This is a genomic window from Staphylococcus haemolyticus (assembly GCF_006094395.1).
GTDB lineage: Bacteria > Bacillota > Bacilli > Staphylococcales > Staphylococcaceae > Staphylococcus > Staphylococcus haemolyticus.
This window is the reverse complement of sequence record NZ_CP035291.1, coordinates 136,662-153,703: the sequence shown is the minus strand read 5'-3', so window position 1 is coordinate 153,703 and position 17,042 is coordinate 136,662. Positions and strand designations below refer to the sequence as shown.

Sequence of the window (17,042 nt, the reverse complement as noted above, 5' to 3'; positions counted from 1 at the left end):
TCACTAATAATGAAAAGTTGCAAAGACTCATCTTACACTTTTCCAAATATAATTATAATGCAGTGTAACCACCATCAATTGTAAATACGCTACCTTGTGCGAATGATGAAGCGTCAGATGCAAGGTATACAACAATGCCACCTAATTCTTCTGGTTCACCTGGACGACCCATTGGTGTCGCACCCATCCAATAATCGATCATTTCACCACCAGTATTAAACATTGGTTCAGTTAATGCTGTTTTCATGTAGCCTGGTGCAATTGTGTTTACTTTGATGCCATATTTTGACCATTCCATTGCTAAACTTTTCGTTAACATGATAACGCCTGCTTTAGATGCATTGTAAGATGCTTGTTCTTGTGGTTTATTGGCAATTAGTCCTGACATTGATGATGTATTAATGATTGAACCATAACCTTGTTTTATCATTTGACGTCCTACTGCTTGTGCTACTAAGAAGACACCATTTAAGTTTAAGTTAATTACTTTTAACCAGTTTTCGTAAGAGACGTCTTCTGCTTTTTCATTAATTGTCATACCAGCATTATTTACTAAGATATCAACTTTACCGTACTCATTCACGACGTCGTCTACCATTTTGCTAACATCTTCTGGATTTGTAACATCTACTTTTAATGCTGTCGTTTTGACGCCTTCATTATCTGCAATTGCTTTTGCTGTTTCTTGAGCTAAATCTAATTTAATGTCTGCAATAACAATATCTGCACCTGCTTGTGCTAATGCTTCTGCCATAGCTTTACCTAGTCCCATGGCACCGCCTGTTACGATTGCTACTTTACCGTTTACTTTAAATTGATCAATAATGTTTGTCATTTTCATCATCCTTTTTAATTTGATTGTGTATTAACTGTTGTTTTTACTTGTCTTCCAGGCTGTTGTACTTTCATAAAGAATGTAAGAACAAAGCCTAATACATAAATCACTGCATATGCCCAAATCGTTACTTCAGCTGAGGCGAATATAAGCATGACACTTGCAAGTCCATAACCTAGGAAATTACTTAGACCAGCTGCTAAGTTATGTACGGACACTGCCGCACCTTTATGTTCAGGTACCAACGTTGGGAAGATGGCTGACATTGGAACGAATGCAGCAACAGCGAAGCCGAACATCAGTGCAATTAAAGTTGTCACGAATATATTAGGTCCACTCCATGCAGGGAAATAATAGAACGCTAACGTAGAAACGGCCATACCAATACAGCCAAACCAGCGTACTTGGCGTACCCAACCAATTTTATCTCCCATAATACCCCAGAATAAATTAGTGAAGATTGTAATAATGTACATTAAGCCCCAAACACGTAACCATTCTGACGTAGTGAATCCGAAATCTGCCGTATAAACGTGTGGTAAGAATACAACCAATCCGAATAATGACAGTTGGTTGATGATTCTTACGACAAAGGCAACTGCAACGTTCTTATTCTTAAGAATTGTGATACCTCGGCCAAATTCTCTTAACATTTCTTTCTTAGTCATACGTTGTGCTTCGACATCTTCACCTTTTTTATCTTTAACTAAGAACATTGCGATTAATCCACCAATTAAGATGAAGATTAATGATGACCATAAAGTACCCATTTCACCAATGATTGGAATTGAAAAGCTTGGTAAATATGAACCTAGTACTCCAATACCGATTGAATACATTGCCCAGAACCAACCCATTGCTGAAGCTAGTTTATAACTTGGTGAAGAATATGTAATCCATACGACAAAGCTATAAATAAACATTGGATAAGCTAAACCACGAATACCATACATAATCATCATCATGGCATAGTTTTGTTGTTCTAGACCAAAGACTAAAAATCCAACATGGAATATCATCCAAATAATAAACGCGAATGTCATCACACGTCTTGGACTGAAAATCTCAGCCATCACACCTGATAACCATGAAGCGATAGCTACGACTAAACCGTAAACGGTTAAGACATTGCCGGCTTCAGAATTATCAAAGCCAAGACTCATAATATATTTAGATAAAAATGCTTGCTCCATACCGTCTCCGGTCATAAAGATCGCTACGGCAATGTATCCCCATATTAATACCATAGGCAATCCTAGAAATTGACGTTCTCGTTTTTCTATCTCGTTCGCCATTTTAATCCCACTTTCTACCTTTGTTTTATTCATTATTTTTGTTCTGAATTAAATTGTTCATGTGCAAGACGTTCAAGTGGAATGCCTTGTTTAAAACGTTCTGTATATTGCTCAAAGCTTGCAACTTCATCTTTAGTTGGTTCGATTGTCATTGATTCTGTTCCTTTAAACGCAAAGTCATTCAAATATGTTGCTAAATTTGATGTCTTTGTTTCAATCATATATCTCGCCAATACTGCGATACCCCATGCGCCACCTTCACTTGCAGTTTGCATAACACGAACAGGACTGTCTATAGCAGCTGCTAAGAATGATTGCGCAACTTTCTCAGTTTTAAAGATGCCACCATGACCAAACATTGAATCAATATGAATATTTTCTCTTTCTTTTAATAAATCAATTCCAATCTTCAACGTACTGAAAGCACTGTAAATATGTGTTTTCATTAAGTTAGCTAAGTTAAAGTTACTGTCTACTGATCGTACAAGCATTGGATAACCATGTTGTACATCTGTGATAAATTCACCAGAAATATAACCATATGACAATAACTTACCTAAATCTTCGTCACCTTTTAAGGCACGTTCAAATAATTTGGTGAACAATTCACCTTTATCGTATTTAACTCCCATTGTTTCAAATACTTCTCCAAACAAATCGACCCAAGCGTTTATATCTGATGTACAGTTATTCGCATGAATCATTGCTACTTCGTAACCATCTGGAGTTGTAACAATATCTACCTCTGGATAGACATCTTTGATTGGTTTTTCAAGGACAATCATCGAGAAGATACTTGTACCTGCTGAAATATTACCAGTTCTTGGTGCAACACTATTTGTAGCTACCATACCTGTAGCTGCATCCGCTTCAGGTGCACATAATGGACATCCGGCTTGTAGCTCACCGTTTGGATCAACTAATTTCGCACCCGTTTCAGTAAGACGTCCGGCATACTCCCCTGCTACAACTACTTTAGGTAAGATATCTCTAACATCTTGTGTGTAACCCTTTTCAGAAAACTTCTTATTAAAGCGTTGAATAATATCGTCACGATAGTCCTGTGTTTCACTATCAATTGGGAACATACCTGACGCATCTCCGATACCTAATACTTTCTCATCAGTTAGATACCAATGTATGTATCCGGCAAGTGTCGTCATATAACGTACTTTCTCAACATGTGCTTCTTGATCCAATGCAGATTGATAAAGTTGTGCGATACTCCAACGTTCAGGAATATTTACTTGGAAATCTTCTCTTAAGATTTCAGCTGCTTTATTAGCATTGTTATTACGCCACGTTCTAAATGGAACGAGTAAATCGTCATTGTCATCAAACGGTAAATAGCCATGCATCATACCGCTAATACCTAAAGAAGCAAGTTGTTTCACGGTTGCATCGTATTTATCTTTTAACTCTTGAGTCATTGCGCCATATGCTTTTTGAATGCCTACCCATGCATCGTTCATCGAATACGTCCAATAACCATTACGGTAACTGTTCTCCCATTCGAATGAACCTGTTGCGAGGGTTTGACATTGGTCATCAATCGCAATTGCTTTAATACGCGTTGAACCGAACTCAATACCCACTGTTAAATGACCATCTTCAATAAATTGTTTGATTTGTGTATTATTCATCGTTTCACCTTATTTTTTTATTATGAAAACGTTATCATAGACTTATCCTAGCATATGTATTTTTCATGAAACAAGAGAAAAGTAAGCGTTTTCTAATTTTATAAGTAAAAAGACACCTTTATCTTCCATTTACAACAATGAAGATAAAGGTGTTTTCTTAAATGTATTATTCAATTATGTTTATTTTAAAATGTGATAGTCTCTCATACAATCAACAGATGCTAGAATGGCTTCTTCTTGGGTGTAACTTGGCGTCCAACCTAAAACGTTTCGTGCTTGCTGATTACTAACATTTCTATTCATTTCAAGTAATAACTTACCTTCTTGTGCTTCACTATTAAATCTAGCGCCTAGCTTAATTGCGAAATCTGGAATAGTCTTAGTTGAAACTTTACTTGCTAATTCAGGGCGTTCTTTTTTAATTAATTGTGCGATTTCAGGCATAGAAATTTGTCCATCTGCAGTGGCGATAAAACGTTTACCATTTGCTTCTGGCGTTTTCATTGCCAAAACATGTAATTGTGCAACGTCTCTGACATCCACGATATTCATTGGTATATTAGGGATTCGTTTCATTTTGCCACTAGCAATATTTTCTACAAATTGAAAACTTAATGACATATGTTGATTTAATGATGGTCCAAGTATAGCAACAGGATTGATTGTCGCAAACTCAATGTGATTTTCAGTAGCATTCACAAAGTCCCACGCTGCTCGCTCAGCAATTAATTTAGACTTCTCATAAACAGAAAGTCCTTTTTCATTTGGGTTAGTCCAATGTTCTTCTGTTGTCACACTAGATTTATCTTTATTACTAAATCCTACTGCGCCAAAGTTTGCAGTCATTATTACACGCTTCACATTCGTTTTCTCGGCAGCTCTCAAGATACGCTGAATACCTTCAACGGCTTGTTTATTGATCGATTGTTCATCAGTTACGCTGACACTACCCATCACTACAGGCGATGCTACACTCATCACATAGGTGCAATCTTCCATAGCATCTTCCCAGTTATCATCTTTAGATAAATCCGCTTCAACAAATGCTAAATTTTGCGTATCAATATTTTGTGTCTTTAGTGTTTCTAAAATAGTATCTTTCTTAGAAAACGAACGAATTGTTGCACGTACACCATAACCTTGCTTTAATAATTCCGCGACAATACGTAAACCTAAAAAACCTGTCCCTCCAGTTACTAAAACTTGTCCCTTCATGAAACTTCCTCCCCTATCTTTCTCTTGGTAGGTACAGATTATAACAGTTTTATCATATCAGTATGATGAATAACACTTGCCTTTGAAAAAGTTCATTCTTAAGTTGTAGATGCTCAACTTTATAACTGTATTTACTACTCTTTTGATACGCCTTGGTCGGATAATGCAATCTTAATGTGCTCTAAATGATGACGCTCATGCCATGATAACTTGGCAAGCAATTCTGAAACCGGTACATTGCTACCATCTGATAGCTTGATAGAACTATTTAATTCACCTTCAGTAACATGATTTCCCATCTCTACAATGCGTTGGTTGAGTCCCTCTAAAATAGTAATTGAAACTTGCGTAGGTAATTTAGAGTCTGGCAACTCTGCCCAACGCTCTTGATTAAACATGAACGCTGTTACGCCATCTTCAGTCAGTGCCATTTTCAATCTTTCATACAAATTAATCTGAGAATCTGCAATATGATGCACTAATTGTCTAACTGTCCAACTTCCTTCTCGATAACGACGTTCTAACTGCTCATCACTTAATTGATTAACCGTTTCCTTTAACTGATCACTATATGCTGCAATTTCACTCATCCATTGTTTCACATCAACTAATGTTGAATTCGTTGGCGCTTCAAATTCTCCTATTGGAAATCTTACATCCATTATAAATCCCCCTTAGCTATCTTTATTTATACCTTCTATCTACCCTTATTAAGGATAAATAAAAAAGAAGTGAGTATAGAAATTAATCATTACATTAATTTCTATCCCACTTCCTCTGGAAATTTAAGATGTATATGATTTCCTCAAAAAATTAAGCTAATAATAAAGGACTTGAGAAAATAACTAAAAATACAATATTTAAGATTAACATTGTAATATTTATGGCTTTATTGCCTTTCAAGATGCCTAAGACATTTGCAATAATAGCTAATAACATCACAAACAATCCTGGAAGAAACCAGAACATGCTCGTAAACATGATAGAAACTACTAATAAAAATGATAATAAGCATAAAATCCCTGAAACTAAATTAATACTATTTAAGTTCATAAGTTGCTCCTTTCAATTGGTGTTACACAGTATTATATACTAAAACTATTTTGAATTGAGCAAAATTTTTATAACAAAATTGACACATCTTTTTAACTAAAGTTAAAAGCGACTCACACTTATGCTAGTGCAAACCACTTCAAAATGTTTTATGCTATTGTCTTATGCTAAAAGTAATGGGCTTGATAAAATAATAAATTAAACAATCGGTAAATACTTACTGATTTTATCGCCTATTCTTAGTGGAATCTCATACCACCATCAACGATAATTGTTTGTCCAGTGATGTAATCAGAATCACTACCTGCTAAGAAACTCACAACATTAGCAACGTCTTCTGGTTTAGATAAACGTTTTAATGTAATTTGATCAGTAAATTGTTTCCAACCCCATTCTTCAGGTTGATTATTTTCTTTAGCTAATTTAATCGCAATACCTTCCATCATTGAAGTTTCAACGATACCTGGTGCATATGCATTAACTGTGATACCTTTTTCTGCTAAATCACGCGCAGCAACTTGAGTTAAACCACGCACTGCGAATTTAGTACTGCTGTATAAAGATAAACCTTTGTTGCCTTCAACCCCTGCTTGAGAAGTAGCGTTAATGATTTTACCACCATGACCTAATTTTTCAAATTGTTCTAATGCAGCTTGGATTCCCCAAAAGACACCACCAATGTTAACGCCAATAACTTGGCTAAATTGCTCAGGTGTTACCGTGTCGATAGGTGTCATTGGTCCTAGACCAGCATTATTAACTAATACATTAAATTCACCGAAATATTCTACAACGCTACGTAATACATTAAAGACATTTTCACGGTCTGAAACGTCTGCTTTAAATGCAATCGCTTCTTGTCCTTCTGCTTTTAATGAAGCAGCCGCTTTTTTAGCTCCTTCTTCATTAAAGTCTACAAGTGCAACACTAAAACCATCTTTAAATAAGCGTTCTGCTATTTTGAGTCCAATCCCTTGTGCCGCGCCTGTAACTACTGCAACTTTTTTAGTATTACTCATAAAAAACACCTCTTAAAACATTATTCGTTTATTATATTATCACTTTTATATATTAACGATTTGAACATTTTATGAATAATAATTGGTGCTTTTATAAGATTGATTTGATTCAGATATTAAATAATTAATTAATACTAATATATTGTGTTCATTGTTTTTTCCTTATGAGTTATTGTTGCAAAATATGAAGATTAATAAAAAGTATCCCATAAAGGCATCATCCCTATTTATTTAGAAACCCGCCTTTTTATTGTTATGACAGTGTTTGTTAGACTTACTTCCCACTAACTTCAGACAAGCGTCAGTCTTACCCGTCAAACCTTTAAACAAATTTACAAATGCTTCTTGTGCAATTTTTAATAACCAATTATAAGCGCAATCGACATCGCTACTGCACAAATGATTACCCATAATAGTATCAACTTCCACACAAATTTTATCCATTGAGTATAAGTAATTCGTCCAACAGCTAATGCTCCCATTAAGATTGCTGAAGTTGGGAATAAAATGTTACTGATTGAATCACCATATTGGAAAGCGAGTACCGTTAACTGACGATTAATATGCAGTAAATCTGATATTGGTACCATTAATGGCATTGTTGTTAATGCTTGACCCGATCCAGATGGTATAAAGAAATTAAGTAAGAACTGTAATATAAACATAGCAATAATAACAAATGAAGCTGGTACATCTGATAGCAATGTTGTCATGCCATGGACAATCGTATCGATGATTTTACCATTTTCCAAAATAACAACGATTCCTTTAGCAAATCCAACAATCATTGCGCCAAATAAAATGTTCTGCATTCCTTCAATTAATGCGTCAAATGTACCATTTAATCCAAGTCCGCTTACTAAACCTGCAACAATACCAGCAAGTAAGAAATTGGCGCTCATCTCATTAAACGTCCAATCGAATACAAATATGCCAAATACGTTAAATAGAATTGTAGCAACTATAATAAGTAAGCTAGCTGCTTGTCTCTTACTAAAATGTTGATAGGTGATTTCTTGAGTAATATGACCTTCTTCTTTTTCTAGCTCATACACAATACTTTTTGACTTATCTTTCTTCACTTTACGTGCATATAACATAACTGTAGAAATGGCTGCAGTTAAGATAAATAAATAGATAATTGTACGTAAACCCCAGCCTGAGAACATTGGTAATTCAGCAACGGTTTGTGCCACACCAACTGTAAAGGGATTTAACATACCTCCACTGAAACCACTGGCAGCACCTAAAATAACCATTGCAGCACCTGTTAAGGCGTCGTAACCTAATGTCCGAGCGATTATAATGCCAATCGGAACAAAGATAATTGTTTCTTCTGCTAATCCAATTGTAAATCCTAATATAGAGAATATTGTCATCGTCAATGGAATCATTAGGAAATTGGCCTTTCCTAACATTCTCATTGCTTTGTTTACACCATTTTCGAAAGCACCCGTCTTATGAATAATGCCAAAGGCACCACCTACTAGAAATATATAGAATACGATTTCTCCGCCACTGATTAGTCCTTCAGGAATTGACCTGAATATTTCGAGGAAGTTGACGTTTACCGATTCCACAGTATGGTAAGTCCCTGAAACGACAAGTGTTTGATCTCCTTTCTTTTCACGCGCATATTCACCAGCTGGAATAATGTAAGTTAATAACCAAGCTAGAAAAATAACAAACATTAATAAAGCATATGTATGAGGCGTCTTAAACTTAAATTTCTTATGCTTCTTTTCTTCCATAACTCATCAACACCTTAAATAGAATAGAATGTATCTCATCAGATGATTATATACATCATACCCTATTTATCAGCTGATATACGATTACAATTTAAATTACATTTATTATTTTCGTCATTTCAGCGCTGGTTAGACCTATAAATACTTACAATTAAAAAAGCATCACCAAAATGAATAAATGATTCATTTTGATGATGCTTGTATTTCAAAAACGTCTATTTTAATTGTCCGTTATCATCGAAATCTTCTAATTTATGATATTGAATTCTAGGAATGTCATCGATATGTTTTAATTTCTCAGCTAATTGTTCAAGATAGTCACGTCTTACCTCTTCGCTATGGCTAACTTGATAAGCAATAAATGGTTCTAATGGTGTCATACCAGAGAAATAAATCATACCATGGTTAATATGGAATAATACTTGCTCATAAATATCTCCTGAAAAACCATTTGCAGCATAGCTTCCTTCGGGTGAGCCAGTCGTAGTTGAGATCATGGCTATTTTATCTGTTAATCGGGCTTTGTCATAACGGTCGTATTCTCCGCCATAAATGCCACCAAACATAAAGATTTTATCAAACCAACCTTTAAGTATGGCTGGAACACTAAACCACCATAGTGGAAATTGGAAAATAACTAAGTCTGCCCATAACAGTTTTTCAAATTCTTCCTTAATCACTGATGTTAATTCATCGTTATCATATGCATTTTTTTGTTCGACTGCGTATTTGAAGAATTCAGGATCTGTTAAGTTTTTGAAATCTTCTTTTCTAGCAACTGGATCAAAATCCATTGCGTATAAATCCGAAACTTTAACTTCATAACCTTGTGCTTCTAATGTTTCTACAGCTTTATCTTTTAATGCACCATTGAATGACTTTGGTTCAGGATGGGCATATACAATTAATGATTTCACATTCTCACCTCAATAGAATTGGAATACTTATACGTTCAAGATACTATGAATTTCTTTTATCACAAACATATATGCTCGTTTAAATGTAATTAGCATGTTGTCCTTACAAATCCACTCTATAAACGTAAAAAAGTGAGATAGACGAATCATAGACGAAATATCCGTTACCTCACTTAAGTTATTCTCGCTAAACTAATCAATTATCTTTAAAGAGTATACTTCCAATTAATAGTGGCGAAATATGTATATTCAACTATGTATATATCTAAGCCTTATATTACAATGAGGTTAGACTGCACGGTGTATAAAAGTTAGCAATTAACTGTTTGAATGGTCGATTTATACATTAACATTTTGGGATGGTGAGCAATCTAACTTCTCTTGAATATACTTTAAAATAGTATCAAAAAATTTAAACCCTATGTTTGTCTATTCTCAAAAGATACGTATGAATGCCTAACTGTTATTCCCATTGCGAATTATGATTTTCTCCTTTTAAAAAATGAGTAATGTAAGAAATAGTCCTAGCAACGTGAAAAAGAGTACTGGAATCGTAATGACTATTCCTGTTTTAAAGTAAACGCCCCATGATATTTTGACATCTTTTTGAGCTAAAACGTGAAGCCATAATAAAGTGGCTAATGAACCTATAGGTGTAATCTTCGGACCTAAGTCAGACCCTATTACATTCGCATAAATCATACCTTCTCTAAGGATACCTGTCACTTGAGATTGATGTATTGCTATCGCATCAATTAAAACGGTCGGTAAGTTATTCATGATAGATGATAAAATTGCAGAAATAAAACCTACGCCCATAATACTAGTAAATAAGCCATGCGCAGATATAGATGCAAATATATGACCTAATATGGTTGTAATGCCAACATTTTTAAGTCCAAATACAACTAAATACATACCTAATGAAAAAATCACGATATTCCATGGCGCACCTTTGATTACTTGTCCAGTAGAAACAACATCTGATTGGCGTGCCAAGAGTAGGAAGATAATAGCGACAATTCCAGCAATCAGAGACACTGGTACGTGTATAAACTCACTGACAAGATAACCTATTAATAGTATTGCTAAAACAAGCCAAGATATGCGAAATAGTTTCTGATCTTTAATCGCGGCACCAGGACTTTGAACCTTTTGAATATCAATGGTCTTTGGAATCGATGTTCGAAAATAAATCCATAATACAATGATACTTGCTAGAAGTGAGAATATATTTGGTATTAACATACGACTCAAATATTCAACAAATCCAATGTTGAAGTAATCCGCAGAAACAATATTCACTAAGTTACTTACCGTAAAAGGTAACGACGTTGTATCAGCGATAAAGCCACTTGCGATAATGAAAGGAAAGATCACTTTCTTACTAAATCCAAGATAACGTACCATCGCTAAAACGATTGGCGTCAAGATAAGTGCAGCACCATCATTCGCAAAAAATGCTGCCACTATCGCACCGAGGAGCATAATGTAAACAAACATTCTGAAACCGTCACCTTTAGATGCTCGAACCATATGTAATGCAGCCCATTCAAAGAAACCAATTTCATCCAGAATAAGTGAAATCAAGATGACAGCGACAAATGTTAAAATCGCGTTCCAAACGATACCTGTTACTTCCACGATGTCAGACCAACCAACAACTCCAGTAATAAGCGCTAAAACTGCGCCTACAACAGCAGTAATTCCTATATCTAGTCCTTTAGGTTGCCAAATAACAAAAATCAAAGTAATAACAAAAATGAGAATGGCTAAAAAAGTCATCATAAACGTTCACCTACAAAGTGTCGTTGATGACGATGTGAAAAATGAGTTATAGATGATATATATTTGTCTTTCATATCAGTCAATTCCTCCTATGTCATCAATAAGCATATCATGAGCTATGATGTGAAATCTATGTAGCAAAGTTATGAGGCGAATTATTAAATAAAAAATAGAACCTCATACATATAAAATGTTTGAGATCCTATTTTCGCGAGATTCAATGTCCCTTTTTCTTTTGCTTATTTTTTTGAACTTTAAGCTGTCGTTTGCGTGCTTTCGCCTGTTCTTTCTTTAATTTCTTACTCTTTTTACCCTGTACTTTTTTCATTTCTTGCTCTTTTTTGATTGCTTTTTGAGCATAAGTTGAAGTTTTAGGTTGTTTCTGTTCTTTAGCAACTTGCCTTTGTAAACGCTTAGGATTTACTTTTTTGGGTTTCTTTTTTTCAATGGAAACTTTCGTCTGATTCATCAATTCATCTAAATGATCATAAATAAAATTAAAAATTTCAGCACTATTAGGCTCAGTTCCAAAGGTAAATTTCACCAACTTAACCTTATCTTTTTCCCTATATTCAACCAATCCTATGAAAAACTGACCATCATGAAATATTGATAATTCCAATGATTGTCCCTCCTCTAAATATAACTTGAAATGAGGGACGACCTGAGGAGGAAGGTTACTGACAAATGATTGCATTTGCATTGGGACTACCAACCCAATTGTGTTTTTACATTTCTCTATAAGCATAACTGATATACACTAAGAAACCAATATGAATCAATTAAAAATTTAATCATTTAATATGTACAAATATCTTATGTATGAAGTGAAATTTTTTTATATTATCTACTTTTGTTAATTGCATAAAATTATGAAATAATTGTGTAGATGATTTAATTTTTATAAGGAGTTTAGTTATGAATATTTATCAGACTTATGCATTATTGGTAATCGGTATTATCATATTAGGCTTGATTGTAAATGTTGTTGTGACAATAGTAGACAGGAGGAAATTGATCAACCACATACATACACTTTGGCGTAATAAGAAGCCTATTGAGAACTTCATACGTCCAAATTCCCGCTTCGATTATCAATTCAAACTCAAACGTGACCAACATAATAACCTCATCGATGATAAAACATGGTCAGATTTAAATATGGAAGAAATCTTCCATCGTAGCAATTTTAACTTCACGGCTATTGGAGAGATGCGTTGGTTTGCCACATTACGCAATATGTTTAAGGTCAATAACAAACAACTATTAGACCAATTTAATAATGATGAAACATTTAGGGTCAATGTATCTTATCATCTCGCTTCTATTGGCAAAGTGGTGTACCCTATCTTCCCTGATCAACTCAAAGCAATAAAGCGAAATAATTTATTTATGATTTGTCCATTTATACCATTTATTGGACTCATTATTTGTTTCATTTCTCCATCAACTGGAGTACTTATAACCCTATTTTCGATTCTATTAAATATTGTATTATCCGGTACACTGAAACGTACTTATGATCAAGATTTAAAGTCATTATTCTATACCGCGAAAGTCCTTAAGGAAGGTTATCATCTCGACCAAATTAAAGGCACACCAGAAGTTAATACGAACTTTAGTCACTTTAAAGGGGCACGTTTATTTAGTGGTCTACTAGGCAAAGTGGGAGATCAAGATATTGGTGGCGCATTTATTATGCTACTCAAGATGGCGTTCATGGTAGATTATTTCCTCTTCCATATCATCCAGTATACGTATTATCGATATCAAGACGAGGTGATGGCCTGCTATGACTATGTCAGCACCTTAGACAATCACTATTCATTAGCCATGTATCGACGCATATTAGACACTTATTGTGAGCCGACTGCCTTTTCAAATGAGCAAACATTAACATTCACTAATTTGATTCATCCTTTACTGGAAAATGCAGTCCCAAACGACCTCGACATTAACCACAATATTCTACTAACGGGGTCGAATGCATCAGGAAAATCAACATTTATGAAAGCTTTAGCAATTAACCTTATTCTTGCACAAACGATAGAAACTGCGACGGCGGATGCGTTTAGCTATCGTCCCGGCTTAGTTTATACGTCAATGGCCAATGCCGATGATGTTCTGTCAGGCGATAGTTACTTCATGGCTGAGTTGAAATCTATTCGTCGTCTATTCGATATAGAGACGCATATGCCAGTATACTGCTTCATCGATGAAACCTTTAAAGGTACGAATACAACTGAACGTATTGCAGCATCAGAATCTGTATTATCATATTTGAATCATCAACCAGAGTACAGAATTGTAGCAGCGACACATGATATCGAACTTTCAGAATTATTAAAGGACAATTATCAAAACTTTCACTTTAATGAAACGATTGAAAACGATGAAATCCACTTTGATTACAAGATTAAAAAAGGTAAAGCGAATACGAGAAATGCAATTGAATTGTTGCGAATTACTAACTTTCCTAACAAAATCTACAAACGAGCCAAGGATCAGGTTAAAGATTTGAATTAACATTGTTTCATGTAAAACATTATCAATATAAGTAGGGTGATGAGATTAAATTATAATTTTGTCGACCCACTTCTTTATGGTTGAGTTGATGATTTAAGATAGATTTAAGACAAAATTATGATAGATTTTATCATTATTGTTTACTGTGAGTATTGAGGTGACATTATGAAACGAATTACAATTGCTGATAGTTTAAGAGGGTTCAGCTTATTAGGTATATTTCTTGCCAATCTACTTATATTTCAATTTAGTTTATCTGGTAAAGACTACATCGAACATTTCCATTTAAGTCCTGTAAACCAAGGAATATTCAACCTTATCATCATACTTGTTGAAGAAAGTTTTTTACCTATTTTTGCAATACTCTTCGGCTTTTCAATGGATAAACTGTATCAGTCTATGAAATTGAAAAGATTGCCACGGCCTAGATTAAAGTTGTTACGTCGTGCCATTTTCTTACTTATCTTAGGCTTTATCCATGCAAGTTACATATGGGAAGGCGATATATTATTGGCTTATAGTTTAGCTATGTTATGTGTAATACCTTTTATTTCACTAAGTACCAAAGCTTTCAAATGGTTTAATATTGTAATTATTTCTTTCATGCTCGTCATGGGTATTTGGTCTATGTTTGATGATTCACAAACGTCTACATCATCTGACAAATATGATTCCTCTTCGTATATTCATAAAGTGCAAAAGATTTATACAGAAGGTAGCTATAATGATATTCATCACGTAGATGATATAGCGACATCTCCAAAATTTGCAAAATTAGAAGATCAATTAGGCGATAATAAAGGTGCTATCTTCTTGGTAGCTATACTTTTTGAAGTACCATTATTCACTTTAGGTATCTTCCTTTCTAGATGTGGATGGTTCGAGAAAGATGCGAAACACTTTTGGACGTCGAAACTCTTTATATACCTTATTCCAGTATCTATTTTTGCCAAATCAACCATACTCTGGTTGGATAACGAGGCTATTTCAGGTACGCTTGTAGCTATATTTGGACCGATTTTATCCTTAGGTTACATGAGTTTATTTAAATATTTATACCAACGTTATGAGACGCATCCAATTTTTAAAGGTTTGGAAAATGCCGGCAAAATATCTCTTACCATTTACATTAGTCAAAGTATCATTGGTACACTCATCTTCTATAGTTACGGTCTAGGATTATTTGGCAAAGATATACTCATTTACACAAGCATTTTATTCGTAATTATCTATATAGTTTTAGTACTATTAGCAACATTGCATCAAAGATACTTCCGATACGGTCCATTAGAATATCTCCTGCGCATGTTCACATATTGGAAATGGCATGTAGGTAAACGTAAATAGACATAATAAAAAGGTTCAATGTGGTTAATCATTAACTGCACGTTGAACCTTAATTTATGTTGCTAAGCATATTGAATTAGAACATTGGGTTATTCATAATGTCCTTTGAATTTAGGGCTTTCTCCATATTTATTTTTATTAAATTTACTATTTAAGCATGTGATTACTATTTGGTAGATTGAAACAGCAAATTGTACTAGGGAAAATAGGAGAATAAATAACAGTGCCCAACCATTTTCACCATTGGGGTCATTAATATTCCAAATCAATTGCACAATAAAAGATATCACACCTAATACAACTGATAAGATAGGAATAAACATCGTACGATCAGTGTCATGGAATCGTCTGACTGTCATCGCTAAATTAGGAATGAATGTAATAATTGCGTATAAAATCATATAAATGATTGTGATAACTAACATAACTACGCTTAAAATTGATAAGCCTTCAGATTGAAACCCTGCTGCGAACATAATCATGATTAATGCCATAATATAAAGAATCAGAGCGGGTCCATAAAAGATTAAATGCCATAATTGCATAAACCAGAATTCACTTCGTCTTGAACGACCTTTGAAATTAAAATAATTTTTCCAAAACAACTTAAATGCTTCGCCAAAACCTACTTTTGGATTCATAAGCATAAACTCCTTTGCGTAATTTTAATTGCCGTCTTTCCCTTACCTTTATCGTATCATACTGGCATAATTATAAAACCCTATAAAAAAGTTCTCAGTCTAATTTAATTAACCTGAGAACTTGGGTTTGAACTTATTAATTTTCTTGCTTAATGACTTTACCGTTAGCATCTAACTTAATAATTTTATTATTTTTAGTTTTATATGTACCTAAAATTTCGCCATCTTTATTTCGATAATTCACAATCCAATCGCCACTATGACCGACCATTTTAACATCGTCCCATAAATAGTTGGTCTTACCTACCGCAATACCTTCAAAATCCGAAATCATTTGATACACTTGGTTACGGAAATGTGTATTTACTGTTCCTGACTTCTCTAAGTATTCAGCAGATAATGGATTATTATTTTCCTTATCTTTATTAGATAAACTATCTACAATATTTATCTTATCCGTTAATTCTGGTAAAGCTTTGTTGTCTTTATTCGCTTTATAGACATCAATTAGTTTTACTTCTTTACCTTTTCCTAATAAATCTTTGTAATCTAATGAACCAGATTGCATGCGTCCGATAAAGATTTTATCGTTACTAACTCCGATTAATGCTTCAAAGTTCCCTTTATTAGGTGATACATTATAGAGATTCATACCTTTTGGAGCATTTTTGATACTATCATCGTACTTCACAAGTTTGAAATCAACTAGTTTAAAGTTTTTATTTCCAGTCGCAAGTTTGTATTCATAAATTCCAGTTAGAATTTCATTCTTAGTCAATGTATATCGGTCAACATCCTCCACACAGAAGGCAAGTGCTAATTTTTGTTTTTCAGATAGCTTTGCTACTTCCTTTTCCAGCTTTTGTTCTTTTTTAGACTTCTTAGATTTTGTTTGTTCCGCGTTAGATTTCGTTTTAGCGCTATCTTCTTTGGAACCATCATTAGAACCACAAGCTGCAAGTAAAAGTAAAAACACCCCACACATAAATAATAGTTTCTTCATCTATGTCTC

At 34.2% G+C, this 17,042-nt stretch carries 15 protein-coding genes; 2 read left to right on the top strand and 13 right to left on the bottom strand.

Annotation, left to right across the window (positions count from 1 at the left end; genetic code table 11):
• Positions 1–52: 52 nt before the first annotated feature.
• From EQ029_RS00715 to EQ029_RS00665, 11 genes are all read right to left on the bottom strand, one after another.
• Entirely contained in the window at positions 53–835 is a 783-nt protein-coding gene (locus EQ029_RS00715; protein ID WP_037537472.1) for a glucose 1-dehydrogenase, read from the bottom strand.
• 14 nt (positions 836–849) lie between these two features.
• A complete protein-coding gene (locus EQ029_RS00710) occupies positions 850–2,130 on the bottom strand; it encodes an MFS transporter (RefSeq protein ID WP_037537468.1) in 1,281 nt (426 codons plus the stop codon).
• 32 nt (positions 2,131–2,162) lie between these two features.
• Positions 2,163–3,773 carry a xylulokinase gene (locus EQ029_RS00705; protein ID WP_057504680.1) on the bottom strand — a complete coding sequence of 537 codons (1,611 nt, stop codon included), beginning with the start codon at positions 3,771–3,773 and terminating at the stop codon, positions 2,163–2,165.
• Positions 3,774–3,953: 180 nt separating this feature from the next.
• Positions 3,954–4,988, bottom strand: coding sequence for an SDR family oxidoreductase (locus EQ029_RS00700; protein WP_037537466.1), 1,035 nt, complete (start codon positions 4,986–4,988; stop codon positions 3,954–3,956).
• 134 nt (positions 4,989–5,122) lie between these two features.
• Entirely contained in the window at positions 5,123–5,650 is a 528-nt protein-coding gene (locus EQ029_RS00695; protein ID WP_037537465.1) for a YfiT family bacillithiol transferase, read from the bottom strand.
• A gap of 151 nt (positions 5,651–5,801) precedes the next feature.
• A complete protein-coding gene (locus EQ029_RS00690; RefSeq protein WP_011274531.1) occupies positions 5,802–6,041 on the bottom strand; it encodes a hypothetical protein in 240 nt (79 codons plus the stop codon).
• 239 nt (positions 6,042–6,280) lie between these two features.
• Positions 6,281–7,060, bottom strand: coding sequence for a (S)-acetoin forming diacetyl reductase (locus tag EQ029_RS00685; RefSeq protein WP_053030726.1), 780 nt, complete (start codon positions 7,058–7,060; stop codon positions 6,281–6,283).
• A gap of 356 nt (positions 7,061–7,416) precedes the next feature.
• Positions 7,417–8,811, bottom strand: coding sequence for a YfcC family protein (locus EQ029_RS00680; protein WP_053030727.1), 1,395 nt, complete (start codon positions 8,809–8,811; stop codon positions 7,417–7,419).
• A 215-nt stretch (positions 8,812–9,026) separates the two neighbouring features.
• On the bottom strand, positions 9,027–9,728 hold the full coding sequence (locus EQ029_RS00675) for an NAD(P)H-dependent oxidoreductase (RefSeq protein ID WP_016930541.1): 702 nt from the start codon (positions 9,726–9,728) through the stop codon (positions 9,027–9,029).
• A gap of 495 nt (positions 9,729–10,223) precedes the next feature.
• Positions 10,224–11,513, bottom strand: a complete 1,290-nt coding sequence (gene arsB / locus EQ029_RS00670; protein ID WP_057504703.1) for an arsenite efflux transporter membrane subunit ArsB — start codon at positions 11,511–11,513, stop codon at positions 10,224–10,226.
• Positions 11,514–11,733: 220 nt separating this feature from the next.
• Entirely contained in the window at positions 11,734–12,138 is a 405-nt protein-coding gene (locus EQ029_RS00665; RefSeq protein ID WP_046464640.1) for a YjdF family protein, read from the bottom strand.
• Between the two features lie 296 nt (positions 12,139–12,434).
• Here EQ029_RS00665 and EQ029_RS00660 point away from each other — a divergent pair, with 296 nt between their 5' ends.
• Both EQ029_RS00660 and EQ029_RS00655 read left to right on the top strand, forming a co-directional pair.
• Positions 12,435–14,042 carry a MutS-related protein gene (locus tag EQ029_RS00660; RefSeq protein WP_011274526.1) on the top strand — a complete coding sequence of 536 codons (1,608 nt, stop codon included), beginning with the start codon at positions 12,435–12,437 and terminating at the stop codon, positions 14,040–14,042.
• Between the two features lie 165 nt (positions 14,043–14,207).
• Entirely contained in the window at positions 14,208–15,389 is a 1,182-nt protein-coding gene (locus EQ029_RS00655; RefSeq protein ID WP_011274525.1) for a DUF418 domain-containing protein, read from the top strand.
• Positions 15,390–15,478: 89 nt separating this feature from the next.
• Here the strand turns inward: EQ029_RS00655 and EQ029_RS00650 are convergent, their stop codons facing one another.
• On the bottom strand, positions 15,479–16,030 hold the full coding sequence (locus EQ029_RS00650) for a DUF805 domain-containing protein (protein ID WP_011274524.1): 552 nt from the start codon (positions 16,028–16,030) through the stop codon (positions 15,479–15,481).
• A gap of 136 nt (positions 16,031–16,166) precedes the next feature.
• Positions 16,167–17,033, bottom strand: coding sequence for a hypothetical protein (locus tag EQ029_RS00645; RefSeq protein ID WP_011274523.1), 867 nt, complete (start codon positions 17,031–17,033; stop codon positions 16,167–16,169).
• Between the last annotated feature and the right edge of the window lie 9 nt (positions 17,034–17,042).